This is a genomic window from Pseudomonas sp. GW-45 (genome assembly GCF_056896675.1).
Window position 1 is genome coordinate 2,966,068 of record NZ_CM167674.1, and the last position, 19,819, is coordinate 2,985,886.

At 54.8% G+C, this 19,819-nt stretch carries 17 protein-coding genes and 2 tRNA genes; 1 reads left to right on the plus strand and 18 read right to left on the minus strand.

The genetic code is table 11. The annotated features are described in order from the left end of the window. Positions 1 to 17: 17 nt before the first annotated feature. From pnp to rlmE, 15 genes are all read right to left on the minus strand, one after another. Positions 18 to 2,126, minus strand: a complete 2,109-nt coding sequence (pnp, locus tag AC1XYH_RS13740) for a polyribonucleotide nucleotidyltransferase (protein WP_483323730.1) — start codon at positions 2,124 to 2,126, stop codon at positions 18 to 20. Positions 2,127 to 2,212: 86 nt separating this feature from the next. Further along, positions 2,213 to 2,482: a 30S ribosomal protein S15 gene (rpsO, locus tag AC1XYH_RS13745; RefSeq protein WP_483323731.1), complete on the minus strand. Its 270-nt coding sequence runs from the start codon at positions 2,480 to 2,482 to the stop codon at positions 2,213 to 2,215. A 190-nt stretch (positions 2,483 to 2,672) separates the two neighbouring features. Further along, positions 2,673 to 3,593: a tRNA pseudouridine(55) synthase TruB gene (truB, locus tag AC1XYH_RS13750; RefSeq protein ID WP_483323732.1), complete on the minus strand. Its 921-nt coding sequence runs from the start codon at positions 3,591 to 3,593 to the stop codon at positions 2,673 to 2,675. Positions 3,594 to 3,595: 2 nt separating this feature from the next. Continuing rightward, on the minus strand, positions 3,596 to 3,982 hold the full coding sequence (rbfA, locus tag AC1XYH_RS13755) for a 30S ribosome-binding factor RbfA (protein WP_483323733.1): 387 nt from the start codon (positions 3,980 to 3,982) through the stop codon (positions 3,596 to 3,598). 95 nt (positions 3,983 to 4,077) lie between these two features. Continuing rightward, positions 4,078 to 6,588: a translation initiation factor IF-2 gene (infB, locus tag AC1XYH_RS13760; protein WP_483323734.1), complete on the minus strand. Its 2,511-nt coding sequence runs from the start codon at positions 6,586 to 6,588 to the stop codon at positions 4,078 to 4,080. 62 nt (positions 6,589 to 6,650) lie between these two features. After that, positions 6,651 to 8,132, minus strand: coding sequence for a transcription termination factor NusA (gene nusA, locus AC1XYH_RS13765; RefSeq protein WP_483323735.1), 1,482 nt, complete (start codon positions 8,130 to 8,132; stop codon positions 6,651 to 6,653). A 52-nt stretch (positions 8,133 to 8,184) separates the two neighbouring features. Further along, positions 8,185 to 8,640: a ribosome maturation factor RimP gene (rimP, locus tag AC1XYH_RS13770; RefSeq protein WP_483323736.1), complete on the minus strand. Its 456-nt coding sequence runs from the start codon at positions 8,638 to 8,640 to the stop codon at positions 8,185 to 8,187. A gap of 144 nt (positions 8,641 to 8,784) precedes the next feature. Next, a tRNA-Met gene (locus AC1XYH_RS13775) sits at positions 8,785 to 8,861 on the minus strand. Positions 8,862 to 8,963: 102 nt separating this feature from the next. Then, positions 8,964 to 9,048: transfer RNA gene (locus tag AC1XYH_RS13780), tRNA-Leu, on the minus strand. A gap of 30 nt (positions 9,049 to 9,078) precedes the next feature. Then, entirely contained in the window at positions 9,079 to 9,465 is a 387-nt protein-coding gene (secG, locus tag AC1XYH_RS13785) for a preprotein translocase subunit SecG (protein ID WP_483323737.1), read from the minus strand. Beyond that, positions 9,465 to 10,223 (minus strand): triose-phosphate isomerase, encoded by a 759-nt coding sequence (tpiA, locus tag AC1XYH_RS13790; RefSeq protein WP_483323738.1) that lies wholly within the window; start codon positions 10,221 to 10,223, stop codon positions 9,465 to 9,467. The genes secG and tpiA overlap by 1 nt, the downstream gene beginning before the upstream one ends. Positions 10,224 to 10,289: 66 nt before the next feature. Beyond that, on the minus strand, positions 10,290 to 11,633 hold the full coding sequence (gene glmM, locus AC1XYH_RS13795; protein ID WP_483323739.1) for a phosphoglucosamine mutase: 1,344 nt from the start codon (positions 11,631 to 11,633) through the stop codon (positions 10,290 to 10,292). A gap of 17 nt (positions 11,634 to 11,650) precedes the next feature. Next, on the minus strand, positions 11,651 to 12,520 hold the full coding sequence (folP, locus tag AC1XYH_RS13800; protein ID WP_483323740.1) for a dihydropteroate synthase: 870 nt from the start codon (positions 12,518 to 12,520) through the stop codon (positions 11,651 to 11,653). Between the two features lie 7 nt (positions 12,521 to 12,527). Next, positions 12,528 to 14,459 (minus strand): ATP-dependent zinc metalloprotease FtsH, encoded by a 1,932-nt coding sequence (gene ftsH, locus AC1XYH_RS13805; protein ID WP_483323741.1) that lies wholly within the window; start codon positions 14,457 to 14,459, stop codon positions 12,528 to 12,530. 195 nt (positions 14,460 to 14,654) lie between these two features. Next, the gene (gene rlmE / locus AC1XYH_RS13810) at positions 14,655 to 15,281 is read right to left on the minus strand and encodes a 23S rRNA (uridine(2552)-2'-O)-methyltransferase RlmE (RefSeq protein ID WP_483323742.1); all 627 of its coding nucleotides are present in this window, start codon (positions 15,279 to 15,281) and stop codon (positions 14,655 to 14,657) included. A 77-nt stretch (positions 15,282 to 15,358) separates the two neighbouring features. Between rlmE and yhbY the strand changes: the two genes are divergently transcribed. Continuing rightward, positions 15,359 to 15,673, plus strand: coding sequence for a ribosome assembly RNA-binding protein YhbY (gene yhbY, locus AC1XYH_RS13815; protein WP_483323743.1), 315 nt, complete (start codon positions 15,359 to 15,361; stop codon positions 15,671 to 15,673). 23 nt (positions 15,674 to 15,696) lie between these two features. On the opposite strand, the gene AC1XYH_RS13820 is transcribed toward yhbY, so the two are convergent. Genes AC1XYH_RS13820 through carB form a run of 3 tightly spaced genes read right to left on the minus strand, consistent with a single transcriptional unit; the run spans position 15,697 to position 19,796 of the window. After that, a complete protein-coding gene (locus AC1XYH_RS13820) occupies positions 15,697 to 16,107 on the minus strand; it encodes a DUF4149 domain-containing protein (protein ID WP_483323744.1) in 411 nt (136 codons plus the stop codon). Then, a complete protein-coding gene (gene greA / locus AC1XYH_RS13825; protein WP_483323745.1) occupies positions 16,104 to 16,577 on the minus strand; it encodes a transcription elongation factor GreA in 474 nt (157 codons plus the stop codon). Before greA ends, AC1XYH_RS13820 begins: the two co-directional genes overlap by 4 nt. 3 nt (positions 16,578 to 16,580) lie before the next feature. Then, complete coding sequence (gene carB, locus AC1XYH_RS13830; RefSeq protein ID WP_483323746.1) at positions 16,581 to 19,796, minus strand: carbamoyl-phosphate synthase large subunit; 3,216 nt, start codon at positions 19,794 to 19,796, stop codon at positions 16,581 to 16,583. Positions 19,797 to 19,819: the final 23 nt, after the last annotated feature.

Below are 19,819 nucleotides of genomic sequence, written 5' to 3' on the forward strand. Positions count from 1 at the left end.
TTACTGAGTCGCTACGTTTACACGCCGCTGTCTTCAGCTGACTCTACGTCTTTCATCGATAGCTTGATACGGCCGCGATTGTCGACATCGAGTACCAGTACTTTCACTTCCTGGCCTTCCTGCAATACGTCGGTCACTTTCTCGATACGCTCGTTGGCGATCTGCGAAATGTGTACCAAACCATCCTTGCCGGGCAGGATGCTAACGAATGCGCCGAAGTCGACGATCCGCTCAACTTTACCGGTGTAGACCTTGCCGATTTCAGCTTCAGCAGTGATGCCGTCTACGCGCGCTTTGGCGGCGTCTGCGGCTTCCTTGCTGGCAGCGAAGATCTTCACGGTGCCATCGTCGGTGATGTCGATAGAAGCGCCCGTCTCGTCGCAGATGCTGCGAATAGTCGCGCCACCTTTACCGATCACGTCACGGATCTTGTCGGAGTCGATCTTCATGCTGATCATGGTCGGCGCGTTGGAAGAGATTTCCTTACGCGAAGCCGGCAGCACTTCGTTCATCTGCTTGAGGATGCACAGGCGCGCGTCGTGTGCCTGATGCAGAGCAATTTCCATGATCTCTTCGGTGATACCGTTGATCTTGATATCCATCTGCAGTGCAGTAATACCTTTCTCGGTACCGGCTACCTTGAAGTCCATGTCGCCGAGGTGATCTTCGTCACCCAAGATGTCGGTCAGGATCGCGAACTTCTCGCCTTCCTTAACCAGACCCATAGCGATACCGGCTACCGGCGCCTTCAACGGCACACCAGCATCCATCAACGCCAGGGAGGCACCACACACGGAAGCCATGGAGCTAGAGCCGTTGGACTCGGTGATCTCGGAAACTACGCGAATGGAGTAAGGGAACTGCTCCATATCAGGCATCACAGCCTGAATACCGCGACGGGCCAAACGACCGTGACCGATTTCGCGACGACCCGTACCGCCCATACGACCACACTCACCTACGGAGTAGGGAGGGAAGTTGTAATGGAACATAAAGGGTTCTTTGCGCTCGCCTTCCAGCTGATCCAGCAGCTGAGAGTCACGCGCAGTACCCAGAGTCGTAACAACCAGTGCTTGAGTCTCACCACGGGTGAATAGCGCGGAGCCGTGGGTACGACCCAGTACGCCCACTTCAATGTTCAACGGACGAACGGTTTTGGTATCACGGCCGTCAATGCGCGGATTACCGTTAACGATGCTTTGACGCACGGTGCGGTATTCGATTTCTTTGAAGCCATCCTTAACGTCGCCGGCGGAGAACTTGCCTGCTTCGTCGCCCGACAGAGCAGCAATCGCAGCGTCGCGCAATTCGCCCAAACGGTTGTAGCGGGCTTGCTTATCGGTCGTGGTGTAGCCTTCAGCAATACCAGCACCAAACTGACCTTTGATAGCGTCCAACAGCGCAGTATTTTCTGGCTCTGGCTGCCAGTCCCACTTTGGCTTGCCAGCTTCAGCAGCCAGTTCTTTGATCGCTTGAATCGCAGGCTGGAATTCCATGTGAGCGAACAATACCGCGCCCAGCATCTGGTCTTCGGTCAGTTCTTTCGCTTCGGATTCAACCATTAACACGGCATCTTCAGTACCGGCGACAACCATGTCCAGACGCGAGCCTTTAAGCTGCTCGTAATTAGGGTTAAGTACATAACCCTTTTCATCATCAAAGGCGACACGGGCGCAACCGATGGGGCCGTTGAAAGGCGCACCGGAAATAGCCAGCGCAGCAGACGTACCGAGCATGGCGGCCATGTCGGGGTCAGTTGTCTTGTCGGTAGACACTACAGTACAAACGACCTGAACTTCGTTCATGAAGCCATCTGCAAACAACGGACGGATCGGGCGATCGATCAGACGTGAGGTCAGCGTCTCTTTCTCGGAAGGACGGCCTTCACGCTTGAAGAAACCACCGGGAATGCGGCCAGCTGCGTAAGTCTTTTCAATGTAATGCACAGACAGAGGGAAGAAATCGCGGCCAGTGTCGGCCTGCTTAGCGGCCACGACTGTGACCAGAACACTGACAGCGTCGTCGATGCTGACCAGAACGGCACCCGTTGCCTGGCGGGCAATGCGGCCCGTTTCCAGGGTGATGGTGCTGTTACCTAATTTAAACTGTTTGATAACCGGTTTCACGGTGTCTTCTCTCTCTTTTTTGCCTTTGGGGGAAACTCTGGGCATGGCCGGGATTCGGACCCGGCCATGTCCAAACGGGAATGGTCTTAGCGACGCAGACCCAAACGGCCGATCAGATCGCTGTAACGCGACAGGTCTTTCGACTTCAGGTAATCCAGCAGCTTACGACGCTGGTTAACCATACGAATCAGACCACGACGTGAATGGTGATCCTTCTTGTTTTCCTTAAAGTGACCCTGCAGCTTGTTGATGTTTGCAGTCAACAGAGCTACTTGGACTTCAGGAGAACCGGTATCGCCTTCATCGCGCTTATAGTCGCCAACGATTGCAGCTTTTTCTTCAACGCTCAGTGACATCTCGTATTTCCTCTGAGGTAACAGGCCAGGACCAATGTCCCGTGTTTTATATCGAGGTATGACCGCGCCTGTTGACAGCCACCCTCGTGGTGACCCGCTATCGGGTCAACTCTTGGACTGAATATTACCCGCATGGTTCGCGGATCTCAGCCGATGACACGAGCTGACCGCTTACGCAGTCAGCGAAATATTATGCATTGAAGCGCAATAGTCGTTTAGGCGCCACTCTGGCGTCTTCAGTCATCTCGCCAATGCCAAGAAAGCGACCACTGGCATCACGCAAACGCACTTTACCGAAAGCCGGACTACCGGGTACGCGCACCGCCTGTCCGTGGTTCAAGTAGTGAGCGGTCTGCTCGGTCAACTCCAGAATAGGCCAGTCGTGCAGGCCACTGTCCATCGGCAGTAACAAGTGATCCAACGACTCCGGACCGCTTTCAGCATGCATGGCTTCAAGTGTTTCCAGAGTGACCGACTGACTGAGATCGAAGGGTCCGGCGATGGTCCGGCGTAACGCTGACACATGTGCGCCACAACCCAACGCTGCGCCTAGATCCTCGACCAGCGTACGAATGTAAGTGCCTTTGGTGCAATGCACCTCCAGCTGCAGACGATCACCTTCCAAGCCCAATATTCTGAGCTGTGAAATAGTCACCGCACGCGCCTTACGCTCAACTGTCTCGCCGGCACGGGCTAGCTTGTACAGCGGCTGGCCTTCGTGTTTGAGCGCTGAATACATAGGCGGTATCTGTTCGATGTCGCCAGTAAACTGCGGCAACTTCGCCTCCACGTCCGCCAAGCTAACGTTAACGGGCTTCACTTCCAGAACATCACCTTCGGCATCACCGGTGGTAGTGGTCATGCCCAAACGCGCTTCGGTCACGTAGGCTTTATCAGCATCCAGCAAATACTGTGAGAATTTGGTGGCTTCACCCAGGCAAAGCGGTAACACGCCGCTAGCCAATGGATCCAGGCTGCCGGTGTGCCCACCTTTGTTAGCATTGAATAGCCAGCGTACTTTCTGCAACGCCGCGTTAGAGCTCATGCCCAGCGGCTTGTCGAAAATCAGAATGCCATCAATCCCACGACGTTTGATTTTGGCGCCTGTCACCTTCAATCCTCTTTATCGTCAGGATGCTGGCCGTCTTCCGCCACAGCCCGCTCGATCAGAGAAGAAAGATGCGCGCCACGCCGCACGCTTTCATCATAATGAAAGTGCAGCGCGGGAATGCTGCGCAGCTTCATTGAGCGGCCAAGCAACATGCGCAGATACCCTGCAGAATCCTTGAGAATCTCAAGGTTAAGCGCAATATCTTCTGCGCTATCCTTGTTCATTAAGGTAACAAATACTTTGGCGTGGGCCAGATCGCGACTGACTTCCACCGCAGTGACGGTAACCATGCCGAGACGCGGATCACGTACTTCGCGCTGGATTAGCAGCGCCAGTTCGCGCTGCATCTGATCGGCTACCCGTTGAGTACGACTATATTCTTTTGCCATATTACCTATCTCAAGCAACAAACTCCGGACTGCTGAACAGGCCGGAGTTTGTTACGAATTTCAGGCGGTGACCGGGGCCGGCCACCGCTGTCGGGTTACAGACTACGCTGAACCTGTACACGCTCGAACACTTCGATGCGATCACCGCTGCGAACGTCGTTGTAGTTCTTCACGCCGATACCGCATTCCATACCGTTGCGGACTTCAGCGACGTCATCTTTGAAGCGGCGCAGAGATTCCAGCTCGCCTTCGTAGATAACCACGTCTTCGCGCAAAACACGGATTGGACGGTTGCGATAAAGAGTACCTTCGATCGCCATACAGCCTGCGATAGCGCCAAACTTTGGCGAACGGAACACGTCACGCACCTCGGCCACACCGAGAATCTGCTCGCGAACATCGCTGCCCAACATACCGCCAAGCGCTTTTTTAACATCGTCGATGATCTCGTAGATCACGCTGTAATAGCGTAGATCAAGACCTTCGCTCTCGATGATCTTGCGAGCAGCAGCGTCAGCACGCACGTTGAAGCCGAAAACGACAGCGTTGGACGCGAGTGCCAGGTTGGCGTCGGTTTCAGTGATACCACCTACACCACCGGAAACGATCTTGACTTGAACTTCGTCGTTACCGAGCTCAGTCAAAGAGGCCTGCAGCGCTTCCAGAGAACCCCGAACGTCGGCTTTAAGCACAACGTTCAGTGTCTTCTTCTCGTCTTGGCCCATGTTCTCGAACATGTTTTCCAGCTTAGCCGACTGCTGACGCGCTAGCTTGATCTCGCGGAACTTACCCTGACGGAACAAGGCAATTTCACGCGCCTTCTTCTCGTCCAGCACCACAGTCAGCTCATCACCAGCATCAGGCGTACCATCCAGACCCAGTATCTCTACCGGAATCGACGGGCCTGCCTGCTTGATGGGCTGGCCATTTTCGTCAAGCATGGCGCGCACACGGCCATAGTTGACGCCGGCCAGGACGATGTCGCCTTGGCGCAGCGTACCGTTCTGTACGAGCACAGTAGCAACCGGTCCACGGCCCTTGTCGAGGCGCGATTCAACCACTACGCCACGACCTGGGGCAGAAGGCTGAGCCTTGAGTTCCAATACCTCAGCCTGCAGCAATACAGCTTCAAGCAGCTCGTCAATACCCGTACCGACCTTGGCCGAAACAGGCATGAACATGGTATCGCCACCCCAGTCTTCCGGGATCACATTAAGCGCAGACAGCGCGTTCTTAATACGATCCAGATCAGCGTCTTCCTTATCGATCTTGTTGACGGCAACGACCAGCGGAACACCTGCAGCCTTGGCGTGCGCCACGGCTTCTTCGGTCTGTGGCATTACGCCGTCATCGGCTGCAACAACCAGAATAACGATGTCAGTAGCCTTGGCACCACGTGCACGCATGGCGGTGAACGCCGCGTGACCGGGGGTATCCAAGAAGGTAACCATGCCGCGATCGGTTTCAACGTGGTAAGCGCCGATGTGCTGGGTGATACCACCCGCCTCACCGGAAGCCACTTTGGCACGACGAATGTAGTCAAGCAGCGAGGTTTTACCGTGGTCAACGTGACCCATAACGGTAACCACTGGCGCACGGCTTACCTGATCGCCTTCATGCACCATGGACTCAACCAGACTGTCTTCCAGTGCGCTTTCTTTGACCTGCTTGACCTTGTGGCCCATGTCCTCAGCGAGGATGGTTGCCGTGTCCTGGTCGAGCACCTGGTTAATAGTCACCATGTTGCCGTTCTTGAACATGTACTTGATGACCTCAGCGGCCTTCACAGACATCTTCTGGGACAGCTCAGCCACGGTAATGGTTTCGCCGATTACAACTTCTCGCACAAGCGGTCCTGTCGGCTTCTCGAAGCCGTGCTGGTTACGTTTCTTGTTCGCCTTGAGCTTGCCACCGCCACCGCGGCGACGAGAGGCCTCGTCTTCGTCATTGATACGGGGCGCATGACGCCCTTTATCTTTACCGTGCCCACCAGCGCGTTTACGGCCACGCTCTTCTTCATCTTCGCGGGCTTTACGGCGATTCTCTTCTTTCTTCTTGTGCAGCTCGGCAGGTGCCGGAGCCGGCTCAACCACAGGCGCAACCGGAGCGACCGGCGCAGCAACAGGTTCAACTGGCGCAGCAACAGGCGCAGGCTCTTCAGCTGCAACGGGCTCTGCGGCCTGAGAGGGTTGCTCTTCAGCTTTCTTGGCAGCCTCTTCAGCCTGACGCTGAGCATCTGCCTCAGCCTTCAAGCGCGCCTCTTCAGCCGCACGCGCTTCTTCTTGCTCGCGTTGATTTTCAGCCTCAATCTCGCCAGGCTCGCGCTTGACGTAAGTACGTTTTTTGCGCACTTCGACATTGACGGTCTTGCTGCCTGCTACTTTCAGGGTGCTGACTGTCTTACGCTTGAGTGTGATCTTGCGCGGCTCGGAGCCGGAATCACCATGTGCGCTCTTGAGGAACGTCAACAGAGTCTGCTTCTCGTCGTCACTCACCGCCTGCTCGGGGGCAGTCTGGGACAAGCCTGCTTCGCGCATCTGCTGTAGCAGGCGCTCCACAGGTGTACCTACTACCTGAGCTAATTCTTTGACCGTCACTTCCGCCATTCACTTCTCTCCTCAGTCGGTTCCCTGTTTTTGCGCAGGGTGATGTCGCCTAATCCGACCGGTTATTCAAACCAGGGGGCGCGGGCAGCCATAATCAGGGTGCCGGCGCGGGCTTCGTCTATACCTTCAATATCGAGCAGGTCGTCGACGGATTGTTCAGCCAAGTCTTCCATTGTCAGGATGCCCTTGCTAGCCAGCTTAAAAGCCAACGCGCGGTCCATACCATCCATATTCAACAAGTCATCAGCAGGCTGTGCTTCTTCGAGTTTTTCTTCATTAGCAATCGCCCTGGTAAGCAGGCGATCTTTGGCCCGGGCACGCAGCTCATTGACGATATCTTCGTCAAAGCCGTCGATATCGAGCATTTCTTCCATCGGTACGTAGGCAATTTCTTCCAGCGTGGTAAAGCCTTCGTCCACCAACATCTGCGCGACTTCTTCTTCAACATCCAACTCGTCAACGAAGTTACGCAGAATATCGCCAGTTTCGGCTTCCTGCTTGGCGCGAATATCGTCCTCGGTCATAACATTCAGCGTCCAACCGGTCAGCTGACTGGCCAAACGAACGTTTTGACCATTACGGCCAATGGCTTGCGCCAGATTGTCTTCTGCTACTGCCAGATCGATTGTGTGAGTGTCTTCATCAAGGATGATGGAGGCCACCTCAGCCGGCGCCATGGCATTGATTACGAACTGCGCGAGATTGTCGTCCCACAGCACGATATCAACACGCTCACCACAGAGCTCGCCTGAAACCGCCTGAACGCGTGAACCGCGCATACCGATACAAGCACCTTGCGGATCAATACGCTTGTCTTTGGAGCGCACAGCGATCTTGGCTCGCGAACCTGGGTCACGGGCAGCGCCCATGACTTCGATCAACTCTTCGGAAATCTCCGGCACTTCAATACGGAAAAGCTCGATGATCATTTCCGGGCAGCTGCGCGACAACACAAGTTGCGGGCCACGATTTTCGGTACGAATATCTTTTAATAGCGCACGAATACGAGTTCCGGTACGAAACGTCTCGCGTGGAATCATCTCTTCGCGCGGCAGTACCGCTTCGGCGTTATTACCCAAGTCGACGATCACACTGTCACGGGTCACTTTCTTAACAGTGCCGCTGATGATGTCGCCCAGGCGATCGCGATAGGCATCAACCACCTGCGCCCGTTCGGCTTCACGTACTTTCTGCACGATCACCTGTTTGGCAATCTGCGCAGCAATACGACCGAACTCGACCGACTCGATCTTTTCTTCGATCACGTCGTCAATGGTGAGTGCGGGATCGCGCTCCTGAGCCTGATCCAGCGTCAGCTGCATATCGGGCTCTTCGAAGTTTTCATCGATCACGACGGTCCAGCGACGAAAGCTTTCGTATTCGCCGGTCTGGCGATTGATCGCCACGCGGACATCCACCTCATCTTCGAAACGCTTTTTGGTCGCTGTTGCCAACGCCAATTCAAGTGCTTCAAAGATCACATCGGGCGGAACGCCCTTCTCGTTGGAAACGGATTCCACAACCAGCAACACTTCTTTGCTCATCGTCTGCCTCGCCTAACGCCATCCATTGGGGCTACAAGAGCCCGAAATATGCTCAAAAACGCGGAATGATATTACTTTTGTCGATCGAATCAATCGGCAACAGGTACTCGTGATCCTCTACCTGCAGGATGACGTCTTCCCCTTCAATTCCGCGAATCACACCTTGAAAATTGCGCCGCCCGTCATAGGGCACACGCAGTTTGATTTTGGCCTGTTCACCAACATAGTCAGCGTACTGTTCAAGCCGAAACAGAGGGCGATCCATACCAGGGGATGAAACTTCCAGGGTGTAATCACCGGAAATCGGATCCTCAACATCCAGCACGGCGCTGGATTGCCGACTGACTGCAGCACAGGCCTCAACACTGATACCGTCCGGATGCTCAATATACACCCGCAACAAGGTATGCCGCCCCTGGGACAGGTATTCAATGCCCCAACAGCTGTAGCCCAATGCTTCGACAATCGGGACCAGCAGGCTCTCCAACTCAGTCACTTTGCCGGACACGTTCACCGCCCTTTTGATCCATGAATAAAAAATGGGCCTATAGCCCATAGTGCCTCTGGCCACTTCATCGCAACGAAGTCCAGAACTGGCGCCAGCCTTGCGACAAGCGCCCTAACAAAAAGCCCCTAAAAAGGGGCCTTTGACTGGTTGCGGGGGCAGGATTTGAACCTACGACCTTCGGGTTATGAGCCCGACGAGCTACCAGACTGCTCCACCCCGCGTCGAATCTAGGGCGTGAATTATACGCCCGGAAGCCAAACAAGACAACCGGTGCGCTCACCCCTGAAAAGAACAGGGCCTGTCGATACAGGCCCTTACTTGATTGGTGCGGAAAATGGGACTCGAACCCATACACCCTAAGGCACTACCCCCTCAAGATAGCGTGTCTACCAATTCCACCACTTCCGCAAAACTGTTTACCGAGGAACTACTGTTGCTTCACTCTGCTGCTGGCGGTACATCTTGACCAGTAGGAGCGGGCAAAACCTGCTCATCAATGACTGGAACATCTTCACTTAGCGGCTGCTCAAGATCGGACTGCTCAATCTGCATCGCAGGGGCTGGCAAACCAGCCTCCTGGCCTGCTGACGCTTTATGGCTGGCATAATAAGCCAAACCCAGCGAAGTCAAAAAGAAAATTGTTGCCAGAACCGCAGTTAGGCGACTCAGAAAAGTACCGGAACCCTGACTACCGAAAACGGTGCCTGACGCGCCAGAACCAAAAGAAGCGCCAGTTTCAGCACCTTTGCCCTGCTGCATCAAAACCAGGCCAACCAGGCCGATCGCTACCAGCAGGTGCAGTACTATAATTACGGTCTCAATCATTACACTCGTCCCGCGGCACGTGCTATCGCGCCAAATTCATCTGCGTTGAGGGAGGCCCCACCCACTAACCCCCCATCGATATCCGGCATGGAAAACAACGCCTCGGCGTTATCAGCCTTCACACTACCGCCATATACAATCTGTACGTTCCGCGCTTGCTCGTCATCCAGCATCGCCAGTCGAGCGCGAATCATTGCGTGCACTTCCTGAGCTTGCTCAGGACTCGCAGTCTGGCCTGTACCTATAGCCCAAACGGGCTCATAAGCAACCACCCCTTCAGCCAAACCACCAACACCGAAGGCGTCCAAGACTACCTGCAACTGACGAGCCACTACCGACGTGGTCTCACCAGCGTCACGTTCAGCCTGCGTCTCGCCGACACAAAGCACCGGACGTAGACCACAAGCCAGCGCAGCAGCAAACTTTCGGCATACTACCTCGTCGGTCTCACCAAACAACGCGCGTCGCTCAGAATGCCCCACGAGAACAAATTCACATCCTGCGTCGCGTAACTGCGCTGGTGATATCTCACCAGTCAACGCGCCAGGTTCGGCCTGAGTTGCACAGGTCTGACCAGCAACTCGAACCGGCGTGGCCTGTAAAGCCTCATGACACTGACCTATATACAACGCAGGGGGCGCAATCATCAGCTCAACCTGCTCTGGCCAATCTTGGGCAGCAAGTTGCTGCAGCAGCACTTCTACCGACTGCCGTGAACCGTGCATTTTCCAGTTTCCGGCAACTAGCGGACGACGCATGCCTAACCTCTCTACCCAAGCGGGCGCCAATCTTAACCAAGTTGCAACAGGGACACAACCGCCTTTTTACTCGGCGAATACCTGTGCAACTACTTCGGCGAGGTAAGCCGCTTCTTGCTCGACCAGCGCGGCATCCTGCCCTTCAACCATGACCCGCACCAAGGGCTCGGTACCAGACAAGCGCAGTAGCACCCGACCAGCCTCACCCATGCGTGCTTCGCTTTCAGCAACGGCTGCCAATACACTGGCGTCCTCGACGGGCGAGATAGCGCTCGGCGTGTAACGAACGTTGATGAGCTTCTGCGGGCACTTGAACATACCCTGCCTAGCTTCGAACAGTGTCTGACCAGAACGCTGTAAAGCCTTTAGGACTTGCAGAGCAGCGATAATACCGTCGCCAGTAGAAGTATGATGCAAGCACACCAAATGTCCGGAAGCCTCGCCGCCCACAATCCAGCCACGCGCGCGCAACTCAGCCATTACATAACGGTCACCAACATTGGCTCGAACAAAGGGCACATCCAGCTTTTCAAGCGCCAATTGCAGCCCCAAATTACTCATCAAGGTGCCGACCACACCACCCTGCAACAAGCCTCGCTGCTGCAGCTCCACTGCGATGATATAGAGCAGCTCATCCCCATCGACTTCGCAACCTTCATGATCAACCATCATCACGCGATCACCGTCGCCATCAAAGGCAATACCAATATCCGCCTTACGCTGCAGAACCTCAGCTTTCAAAGCTTTCAAATCAGTAGAGCCGAACCCGGAATTGATATTCAGGCCATCTGGCTGGGCACCAATAACATGCACTTCTGCGCCCAGCTCGCGAAATACACTGGGGGCCACTTTGTAAGTGGCGCCGTGGGCGCAATCCAGCACCACTTTCATGCCCTTGAAGCTGGTGCTAGTAGGCACACTACTCTTGCAGAATTCGATATAACGCCCAGAAGCATCTTCTACGCGCGCCACCTTACCCAAATCCGCTGACTCGACCACCTGCATAGGAGCGTCGACTAGCGCCTCTATCTCGAGCTCCAGACTATCGGGTAGCTTGCTGCCATCTCCAGAGAAGAACTTGATACCGTTATCATAATATGGGTTGTGCGATGCACTGATAACAATGCCTGCATCCGCCATAAAGGTCCGCGTCAAATAAGCAATGGCTGGCGTCGGCATCGGCCCGAGAAGCTGAACCTGCGCGCCCGCAGCAGACAACCCAGCTTCTAGCGCAGACTCGAACATATAGCCCGATATGCGGGTGTCTTTGCCGATTAACACGCGGCAAGCACCTTGTCGCTTGAAGGCCATCCCGACCGCCCAGCCTAGCTTCAACATAAATTCGGGGGTAATAGGTGAGGAACCCACCCGACCACGAATGCCGTCAGTCCCAAAATAACGCTTTTCCATTTTCGGTATATTCCTGATTATTTTTCCGCGCTGCAGGAAGTCGCGCTCATAACAGCATCGACCATCCGTACAACATCCACGGTTTGCGCAACATCGTGCGCACGGATAATTCGCGCACCGTCGCGCACAGCAAGGGCAGCCAAAGCAAGACTGCCGTATAGCCTTTGATCGATAGGTTTATCCAGCACTTGGCCGATCATACTTTTGCGCGAAACGCCGACCAACAGCGGCAACCCAACGGGCCGCAGGCTTTTCAATTGCGCAAAGAGCTGTAAATTGTGCTCCAGTGTTTTACCAAAGCCAAATCCCGGGTCCAGTATTAATTGAGTACTTGGAATTCCTGCAAGCCCACAGGCCTCGACTCTAGCGACCAGATACGCACTTACCTCATCCACCACGCTGGCGTAACGAGGCTGATCCTGCATATTGCCAGGCTCGCCTTGGCGATGCATTAAACACACCGGCAAGCCAGTAGCAGCCGCTGCCTGCAGTGCTCCATCACGCTCCAGTGAACGCACGTCGTTGATAAAACCGGCGCCAACTGCTGCACTCTGAGTCATTACCTCGGGGGTGCTGGTGTCCACCGAGATCACCACGTCAAACCGCGAGGCTATCGCCTCGACCATCGGCACAACGCGATGCAACTCTTCCTCGGTCGAAACGGGCGCCGCACCCGGCCGAGTGGACTCACCACCCACGTCAATCAAGGTCGCGCCGGCATTGAGCATACTTTCCACATGCGCAAGCGCAGCATCCAGTCGGTCGAAGCGACCACCATCAGAGAAGGAATCAGGCGTTACGTTGAGGATACCCATGATATGTACACGGGATAGATCAAGCTCCCGACTGCCACAAGGCAGCCGGGAGCTTTGGAGGGAGGAACTCATTGCTAAATCAATGCTCCCCGGCAGGCCCACCAATCGCACCCGTGTCTTTCGGTGGCTGATCAGGCTTGCTGTCACCGGCATCGTCCGGTGTGATGATAGAACCTGGGCCCGACTTGTCGTCACCCTGCCAGTTCTTTGGTTCACGCGGCGGCCGGCCGGACATGATGTCATCAATCTGCTTCACATCGATAGTTTCGTACTTCATCAACGCTTCAGCCATCAAATCCAGTTTGTCGCGATTCTCCTCAAGCATCCGGCGAGCAGTGGCATAGCAGCCATCAATGATGCTGCGAACCTCTTCGTCGATCATCTTGGCGGTTTCCCCGGAAACGGCAGCGCTAGCGCCACCTCGACCGTAGCTCTGCTCCTCGTCTTCGGCGTAAAGCAGCGGACCGAGCTTCTCCGACAAGCCCCACTTGGTCACCATATTCTTGGCTAACTGAGTCGCACGCATGATGTCGTTGGACGCACCGGTAGTGACGCCGTCAAAACCCAACGTCATCTCTTCAGCAATGCGACCGCCAAACAAGGAACATATCTGGCTAATCAAAGCGCGCTTGGACAAGCTGTAGCGATCTTCCTCAGGCAAGAACATGGTCACCCCCAGCGCACGACCGCGCGGAATAATGGTGACCTTATAAACCGGGTCGTGCTCAGGAACCAAGCGTCCGACAATAGCGTGACCTGACTCGTGATAGGCGGTATTCAGCTTCTCTTTATCAGACATAACCATTGATTTGCGCTCAGCGCCCATCATGATCTTGTCCTTGGCCATCTCAAATTCATGCATGTCTACCACACGCTTATCGGAGCGCGCAGCGAACAGAGAAGCTTCGTTAACCAGGTTAGCCAGATCTGCGCCGGAGAAACCAGGAGTACCCCGAGCAATCATCGCCGGCACCACATCATCACCCATTGGCACTTTGCGCATGTGTACCTTAAGGATCTGCTCCCGCCCGCGAATGTCCGGCAGCCCTACCACAACCTGGCGGTCGAAGCGGCCTGGGCGCAGCAGTGCCGCATCCAGCACGTCAGGGCGGTTGGTGGCGGCAACGACAATAATGCCGTCGTTTGGCTCGAAGCCATCCATCTCGACCAACAACTGGTTAAGCGTTTGCTCGCGCTCATCGTGACCGCCGCCCATTCCGGAGCCACGGTGGCGACCAACAGCATCAATTTCGTCAATAAAGATAATGCAGGGCGCATGCTTCTTCGCCTGCTCAAACATATCGCGCACACGGGACGCGCCGACACCGACAAACATTTCGACGAAATCAGAACCCGAGATGGTAAAGAACGGCACTTTGGCTTCACCGGCAACGGCCTTGGCCAACAACGTTTTACCGGTACCAGGCTGGCCGACCATGAGTACGCCGCGTGGAATGTGACCACCCAGGCGCTGAAACTTGCCAGGGTCGCGCAGAAACTCAACCAACTCAGCCACGTCTTCTTTAGCCTCGTCGCAACCGGCAACGTCAGCAAAGGTTGTCTTGACCTGATCTTCAGTCAACATGCGCGCCTTGCTCTTACCAAAGCTCATGGGGCCACCCTTGCCGCCCGCACCGCCCTGCATCTGGCGCATAAAGAACATAAAAATGGCAATAATGATCAGAATCGGAAAGCTGGCAATCAACAGTTGAGTCCAGATGCTTTGCTGCTCTGGCTGCTTACCTTCAACAATGACGTCGTTATTCAGCAGATCGCCAATCAGGCCATTATCTTGAATGGCGGGCCGGACTGTTTTAAATGTTTCACCACCGCGCTCTTTGCCGGTAATGATGTAACCGTCCACAGTCACGCGCTCGACCTGACGATCCTTCACCAGCTCCAGGAACTGGGTATAGTTAAGCGCATCGGGCTCACTAGTTTTGCTGAAGTTGTTCATCACCGTGACCAGCACCGCCGCGATGATCAACCACAGGATCAGGTTCTTCGCCATATCGTTCAAATCGTTACCCTCTTGCTCCATCGTCCGTAAGACGGGAGCCTCGCTGAGTCTTGTTCCAATTGACTACCTTACACCAGTTTGGGTGATGCCGGCAGTTAGCGCTGTGTAACGCCCTGTGTCGTTTAGCCTTTAATAGACCGCCGCTTACAGAGGTAATTCCCCAAGGTACGAAGTCGCACAAACCTGTCACGACCGTCCTTTGAATCCACGGCCAAGCAAGTAGGTTTCGCGTGAACGACCACGTGATGCGTCGGGCTTGCGGGTGACCTGCTTGTCGAACTGATCGCGCATCAAACGGAAATAGTCGTCAAAGCCTTCACCATGAAACACCTTGATCAAAAAATCACCACCAGGGCGCAATACGCGACCCGCCATATCCAGTGCCAACTCACACAAATACATAGCGCGCGGCTGATCCACTTCGGGTGTACCACTCATATTGGGGGCCATATCGGAAATAACAAGGTCTACCTGCGTATCACCGATGGCCGCGAGAATCTCTTCGAAAACCTTATCTTCGGTAAAATCACCCTCAATAAAGGTGACATCAGGAATGCTGTCCATCGGCAAAATATCGGAAGCAATAATTCGTCCTTTCTCGCCGATCAGGCGACTAGCCACCTGAGACCAACCACCGGGGGCCGACCCCAGGTCCAACACCGTCATGCCTGGCTTAAGAAGGCGATCGCGCTCCTGAATTGCCAGCAACTTGTAGCTGGCACGCGAACGATAACCGTCCTTTTGTGCCTGCTTAACGAAGGTGTCATCAAAATGCTCTTTCAGCCAGCGCTTGCTGGTCTTTGATTGTGCCACGGAATACCTCGTGCAGCGGGACGCGCCGCCGGTTAGACTAGTGTCTTCACACTCATTAAATCATCAAACGGACCATTATGGCGCTCAGTTCCGCACAGAAAAAAGATCTTAAACGCATCGGCCACCATCTTAAACCGATCGTCATCATCAGTGAGCAGGGGATCAGCGAAGGTGTGCTGGCCGAACTGGATCGAGCACTGAACGATCACGAGCTGATCAAGATCCGCGTGACGGTCAGTGACCGCGACGCTAAGCAAGCGTTGATCAACGACGCCTGCAAGCAGAGTGGCTCCGAATTGGTGCAGGTAATCGGCAAGATGGCAATTTTGCTGCGCCGCGCCAAGACCCCCAACGATAACCTGTCAAACCTGAAGCGCTTCAAGGACTTCTAAGGCGCGACAGTAAAAAGGGGCGCTCAGCGCCCCTCGTCAGGCCTCGGCTGCAGTATCAACACTAGGCCGGCAAAAGCGACCACCAAATAGCAGAATAACGACAAGAACAGCTCTTGCGAGGACGCGCGCACGGCGAAAAAACATGCGGCTGCCACTAATACCACCAGCAGCAACTGCCCCCGCAAATCCCGCCAAAAACGACCACCTTGATGGCTCACCAATACCAATAACTGCAATACCGCACACACTGCCGCAAAACCGAGCATGATCGGACGCAGCAGACTGCTGACATCATCAACCAGCAACGGCGCCAAACCAATATGCTCAAGCGCGGGCAGCAACACAAAGTGAGCAGCCCAGACGCCACCCACCCACAGCGTCAATGCCAGCTGCCAGACTACTCGACCGCGGCGGCCAGCAGGAGCCGGTGTCACTTGTGGCTCACCTCGACCAACTCATACTCCACCACGCCGCCGGGCGTTCTCACGGCAACCACTTCGCCTTCTTCCTTACCGATCAGGGCGCGGGCAATGGGCGAGCTAACAGAAATCTTGCGCAGCTTGATATCAGCCTCGTCGTCACCAACGATCTGGTAAACCACTTGCTCTTCGGTATCGACGTTAGCGATGGTCACAGTGGTACCAAAGATCACCTTGCCCGTAGGCACGATAGTAGCGACATCAATCACCTGCGCATTCGACAAGCGACCTTCAATATCTCGAATACGCGCTTCAACCATGCCTTGCTGCTCGCGCGCAGCATGGTACTCGGCATTTTCCTTCAGATCGCCTAGCTCGCGCGCTTCTGCGATTGCTTGGGTAATCTGCGGACGCATCTCAGTCTTGAGGTGTTTCAGCTCGACTTCCAGGGCTTCGGCGCCCTGCTTTGTCATCGGGTATTTCATCGATCAAATTCCTTTGTGCAGATCCTGGAGACGACGCACAGCGCGCTCCGGGCCAAATTGTAGTGCGGTACATACCGCCGCCCCACCAGCCAGTGTGGTGGTTGAGTAAACCTTGTGTTGTAGCGCGTTGCGACGAATCGAGTAAGAGTCAGCGATGGATTGACGACCTTCAGTGGTGTTAATCACCAAGGCAATCTCGTCATTCTTAATCATGTCGACAATATGCGGGCGCCCTTCCGTCACTTTGTTTACGCGACGCACTGGCAAGCCGGCAGCTTCAATTACTTTGGCAGTGCCGCTGGTAGCGACCACTTCGAAGCCTAACTCGACCAGGTCGCGCGCCACGTCTACTACAAACGGCTTATCGTCTTCGCGCACACTGATGAACACCCTACCGCTGGTTGGCAATACCTCGCCCGAGCCAAGCTGCGCCTTTGCAAAGGCTTCACCGAAGCTATCGCCAACCCCCATTACCTCACCCGTCGATTTCATTTCTGGCCCAAGGATAGGGTCAACGCCTGGGAACTTGGCAAAGGGGAAGACAGCTTCCTTGACGCTGAAATAATTCGGCACTATCTCTTCGGTAAAGCCTATCTCTTCCAGCGTTTTACCCGCCATAACTCGCGCTGCAATTTTGGCCAATGACTGACCAATACACTTGGAAACGAAAGGCACAGTACGCGAACCACGCGGGTTAACTTCAATAACGTAGATACGGTCGCCCTGCAGCGCCAACTGCACGTTCATCAGGCCGATAACGCCCAACTCCAATGCCATGCGCTTAACCTGATCGCGCATTTCATCCTGCACATGGGCCGGCAACGAGTATGGCGGTAGCGAACAAGCGGAATCACCAGAGTGAACGCCTGCTTGCTCGATATGCTGCATGATCGCACCTATGACTACCTGCTTGCCGTCGGACACTGCATCAATATCAACCTCAATAGCGCAGTTCAAGAAGTGATCCAGCAGCACCGGGCTGTCATTGGAAACTTTTACCGCATCGCGTAGATAGCGCTTGAGCTCGTCTTCTTGATAGACGATCTCCATTGCGCGCCCGCCCAGCACGTAAGATGGACGTACCACCAGTGGGTAACCAATCTTGTTGGCGGCACGAATGGCCTCTTCTTCGCTGCGTACAGTCGCGTTCGGTGGCTGCAGCAGATTCAGACGCTCAACCATCTGCTGGAAGCGCTCACGATCCTCCGCCCGGTCGATAGACTCTGGGCTGGTACCGATGATAGGCACGCCGGCCTCTTCAAGTGCCCGCGCCAACTTCAATGGAGTCTGCCCGCCGTACTGCACAATCACGCCTTTGGGTTGCTCAACCCGAACGATTTCTAGCACGTCTTCCAGGGTGACTGGCTCGAAGTAAAGACGGTCAGAAATATCGTAGTCAGTCGATACGGTTTCCGGGTTGCAGTTAACCATGATGGTTTCGTAACCATCTTCGCGCAACGCCAGAGCAGCGTGTACACAGCAATAGTCGAACTCAATGCCTTGACCAATACGGTTTGGACCGCCGCCCAGGATCATGATCTTGTCACGCCCGGATGGATTAGCCTCACACTCTTCCTCGTAGGTTGAGTACATGTAGGCCGTATCGGTAGCAAACTCAGCCGCGCAGGTATCCACCCGCTTATAGACCGGGAAAATGTTCAACTTGTGACGTTGACGGCGCAGGCTTTTCTCACTGACCGCCAGCAACTGAGCCAAGCGAGTGTCGGAGAAGCCCTTACGCTTCAGGCGCCACATCAAGCTATAGTCGACATCAGCCAAACCCAGCGTCTTGAGCTTCTCTTCTTCTTTAACCAAGTCTTCAATCTGCACCAGGAACCAAGGGTCGATCTTGGTCAGATCAAAAATTTGCTGCATGCTCATACCGGCGCGGAACGCATCCGCCAGATACCAGATACGATCCGCACCCGGAACGGTCAGCTCCCGGGTTATTTCGGTTTGCGCATCAGCCGCAGTCAAATCAACCTTGGGATCAAAGCCACAAGCGCCCACCTCCAACCCACGCAGCGCTTTCTGCATCGACTCTTGGAAGGTACGACCAATGGCCATAACCTCACCTACCGACTTCATCTGCGTAGTCAGGCGTGCATCAGCATTAGGGAATTTTTCAAAGGCGAAGCGTGGGATCTTGGTCACCACGTAATCGATTGACGGCTCAAAAGAGGCTGGCGTGCGACCACCAGTGATATCGTTCTGCAGCTCATCCAAGGTGTAACCCACCGCCAGCTTGGCTGCGATTTTGGCAATCGGGAAGCCCGTAGCCTTGGAAGCCAGCGCCGAGGAACGCGATACCCGCGGGTTCATCTCGATAACCACCATACGACCAGTATCCGGGCAAATGCCGAACTGGACGTTAGAGCCACCCGTTTCAACACCAATCTCACGCAACACCGCCAATGAGGCGTTACGCATGATCTGGTATTCCTTATCGGTCAGCGTCTGCGCCGGTGCCACAGTGATGGAGTCGCCCGTGTGCACACCCATTGGGTCGAAGTTTTCAATCGCGCAGACAATGATGCAGTTGTCATTTTTGTCGCGAACTACTTCCATCTCATATTCTTTCCAGCCAATCAGTGACTCATCGATCAGCAGCTCGCTGGTGGGCGACAGGTCCAGGCCCCGGTTACAGATCTCTTCGAACTCTTCGCGATTGTATGCAATGCCACCACCGGTGCCGCCCATAGTAAATGACGGGCGGATGATGCAAGGAAAGCCAACCTGATCCAGTACGCCGTATGCCTCGGTGAGGTTGTGAGCGATTCCCGAACGCGGGCAAGCCAGACCAATGGACTTCATGGCTTTATCGAAACGCGAACGATCTTCAGCTTTATCAATGGTGTCAGCGTTGGCACCAATCATCTCGACGTTGTATTTCTCCAGCACGCCGTGCTTTTCAAGATCTAGCGCACAGTTCAATGCGGTTTGACCGCCCATGGTGGGCAACACAGCATCAGGACGCTCTTTTTCGATAATTTTGGCAACTGTTTGCCACTTGATCGGCTCGATGTAAGTAGCATCAGCCATCGAAGGATCGGTCATGATGGTGGCTGGATTGGAGTTCACCAGGATGACCCGGAACCCCTCTTCCTGCAGCGCTTTACAGGCTTGCGCACCGGAGTAATCGAACTCACAGGCCTGGCCAATAACGATGGGGCCAGCGCCGAGGATCAGAATGCTTTTGATATCAGTACGTTTTGGCATAGTCTTTTCAACAAATCCTTGGG